The 2,264-nt window shown below is 74.2% G+C and carries 4 protein-coding genes and 3 tRNA genes; 4 read left to right on the top strand and 3 right to left on the bottom strand.

The annotated features are described in order from the left end of the window. Window positions 1-7 precede the first annotated feature (7 nt). The 3 genes from crcB (ACFU6K_RS37305) to crcB (ACFU6K_RS37295) are packed head-to-tail and all read right to left on the bottom strand — an operon-like array spanning window position 8 to window position 1,310. Window positions 8-382 carry a fluoride efflux transporter CrcB gene (crcB, locus tag ACFU6K_RS37305; protein ID WP_074002061.1) on the bottom strand — a complete coding sequence of 125 codons (375 nt, stop codon included), beginning with the start codon at window positions 380-382 and terminating at the stop codon, window positions 8-10. Next, complete coding sequence (locus ACFU6K_RS37300) at window positions 379-777, bottom strand: DUF190 domain-containing protein (protein ID WP_380670833.1); 399 nt, start codon at window positions 775-777, stop codon at window positions 379-381. The genes crcB (ACFU6K_RS37305) and ACFU6K_RS37300 overlap by 4 nt, the downstream gene beginning before the upstream one ends. Next, the gene (gene crcB / locus ACFU6K_RS37295) at window positions 774-1,310 is read right to left on the bottom strand and encodes a fluoride efflux transporter CrcB (protein WP_380670836.1); all 537 of its coding nucleotides are present in this window, start codon (window positions 1,308-1,310) and stop codon (window positions 774-776) included. Before crcB (ACFU6K_RS37295) ends, ACFU6K_RS37300 begins: the two co-directional genes overlap by 4 nt. Before the next feature lie 154 nt (window positions 1,311-1,464). Between crcB (ACFU6K_RS37295) and ACFU6K_RS37290 the strand changes: the two genes are divergently transcribed. The 4 genes from ACFU6K_RS37290 to ACFU6K_RS37275 all read left to right on the top strand — a co-directional run bounded on the left by ACFU6K_RS37290 (window position 1,465) and on the right by ACFU6K_RS37275 (window position 2,232). Further along, window positions 1,465-1,806, top strand: a complete 342-nt coding sequence (locus ACFU6K_RS37290) for a metallopeptidase family protein (protein ID WP_380670831.1) — start codon at window positions 1,465-1,467, stop codon at window positions 1,804-1,806. 115 nt (window positions 1,807-1,921) lie between these two features. Then, window positions 1,922-1,994, top strand: a tRNA-Glu gene (locus tag ACFU6K_RS37285). A gap of 63 nt (window positions 1,995-2,057) precedes the next feature. After that, a tRNA-Asp gene (locus tag ACFU6K_RS37280) sits at window positions 2,058-2,131 on the top strand. A 27-nt stretch (window positions 2,132-2,158) separates the two neighbouring features. Further along, window positions 2,159-2,232: transfer RNA gene (locus ACFU6K_RS37275), tRNA-Phe, on the top strand. Window positions 2,233-2,264: the final 32 nt, after the last annotated feature.

The following is a 2,264-nucleotide window of genomic DNA, read 5'->3' as shown; positions in this document are numbered from 1 at the left end:
CGCCCGCTCAGCCCCAGAGGGCCGAGGCCAGCTCCGCGCCCGCGTACACCGCGGCCAGGCCGGCCGCCACGCTGCCGGCCGCGTTGGCCAGCGCGTACCGTCCGGCGCCGGTCTCGGCCAGCCGCAGGGTCTCGTACGAGAAGGTCGAGTAGGTGGTCAGCGCCCCGCAGAGCCCCGTCCCCAGCAGCAGCTGGACCTGCGAGGAGGCCGCGCCCGCCGCCACCGCGCCGGTCACCAGCCCGAGGACCAGGCAGCCGACCACGTTCACCGTGAACGTCCCCCACGGGAACACCGAGTCGTGCCGGGACTGCACCGCCCGGTCGGTCAGGTACCGCAGCGGCGCGCCGACCACCGCGCCCGCCACCACCAGCAGCCAGTTCACTCCGCCGTCTCCCCCCGGCCCGGAGCCCGGCCCGGCTCCCGGCCCGGCTCCGCCGCCGGCCCCCGCCCCGCGTAGGTCACGACCTCGCAGCGGTCCAGCAGCACCAGCCCCTCCGCCACCATCCCGTCCAGCTGCGGCAGGAACGCCCGCACCCGCTCCTCCTCGTCCACGATCACCACCGCCACCGGCAGGTCCTCGCTCAGCGACAGCAGCCGCGTGGTGTGCACCAGCGACGAGGCCCCGAACCCCTCGATCCCCCGGAAGACGCTCGCCCCGGCCAGCCCGGCCGCCCGGGCCCGGTGCACGATCTCGCTGTACAGCGGGCGGTGCTGCCAGCGGTCGTTCTCCCCGACCAGCACGGTCAGCCGGAGCGCCGGCCCGCTCAGCCGGCTCACCGCGCGCCCCCGCCCGGGCCGGTCGCGCCCCGTTCGGTCGCGCCCCGTTCGGCCCCGGGGCGGACGGCCCCGCGGCGGACCGCCCGGTGGACCAGACGCCGGGTCAGTCCGGCCGCCGCCCACACCGCGAACAGCGCGCCCGCCAGCGTCAGCCCGAGGTACGCCACGGCGGGCCCGGGCCGGCCGCCCTCCAGCAGGCGGCGGACGTCCACCGCGTACGTCGAGAAGGTGGTGAACCCGCCCAGCACCCCGGTGCCGAAGAACGGCCGCACCAGCGGATGCGCCTGGCGCCCCTCCGTGATCACCACCAGGAACACCCCGATCACCGCGCAGCCGACCACGTTGACCAGCAGCGTCGTCCACGGGAAGGCCGACGGCCCGGTCTGCCAGCCGAGCCCGGCCGCGTACCGGGCGACCGCCCCGATCGCCCCGCCCAGCGCGACCACCGCCACCGCCCGCCCCTGCCCGCGCAGCACCGGCGGCCGGTCGCGGCCGAGCCGGCCGCGGGGGGCCCGCGCCGCGCCCGACGGCAGCGCCCGGGCCGGGCCGTCCGCCGCGGCGCCCCCGGGCGCGGTGCCGTCCGCGGCGTCGTCCACGGCGCCCTCCGAAGTCGTCACAGCCCCATCAAACACCGGCCTCCGCCACCTGGCACACCGTCATCCGGCACCGGACAATGATCCGGTGGAGATGACCCGGGAAGAGTTCGAAACGCTGGTCGGCGACGCCCTCGACCAGATCCCCCCGCAGCTCGCGGCCATGATGGACAACGTCGCGATCTTCGTCGAGGACGAGCCCGACCCGAGCGACCCCGAGCTCCTCGGCCTCTACGAGGGAACCCCGCTCACCGAGCGCGGCGAGTGGTACGCGGGCGTCCTGCCCGACCGCATCCTGATCTACCGCGGCCCCACCCTGCGCCACTGCGAGACCCACGAGCAGGTGGTCGAGGAGGTCCGCACCACCGTCATCCACGAGGTCGCCCACCACTTCGGCTTCGACGACCACGAACTGGACGAGCTGGGCTGGTCCTGACGCCCGCCCACGAGCCCCGCCCCCCACCCGGCCGAAACCCGTTTTGGCGATCCGCCCCGCATCCCATATGCTTCTCGACGTCCCCGAACGCTGGGAACAGCGGGACAGGCCACAAGCCCTCATCGTCTAGTGGCCCAGGACGCCGCCCTTTCAAGGCGGTAGCACGGGTTCGAATCCCGTTGGGGGCACGCAGTACCGTAGTAAAGTGCAGTGCGCAAGACCGCAAGACCCTGAGTGGTTCGCCACTTCTAGGTCCCGTGGAGCAGTTGGTTAGCTCGCCACCCTGTCAAGGTGGAGGTCGCGGGTTCAAGTCCCGTCGGGATCGCTCGTCTCGCAGGAGACGGTGCAGTACGGCCAGGTAGCTCAGTTGGTACGAGCGTCCGCCTGAAAAGCGGAAGGTCGCCGGTTCGACCCCGGCCCTGGCCACAACCCGGAAGCCCCCGTAGCGAATTCGCTAC

It is taken from the genome of Kitasatospora sp. NPDC057512 (genome assembly GCF_042802135.1).
Classification (GTDB): Bacteria; Actinomycetota; Actinomycetes; order Streptomycetales; family Streptomycetaceae; genus Kitasatospora.
This window is presented reverse-complemented; position numbering and strand designations above follow the sequence as displayed.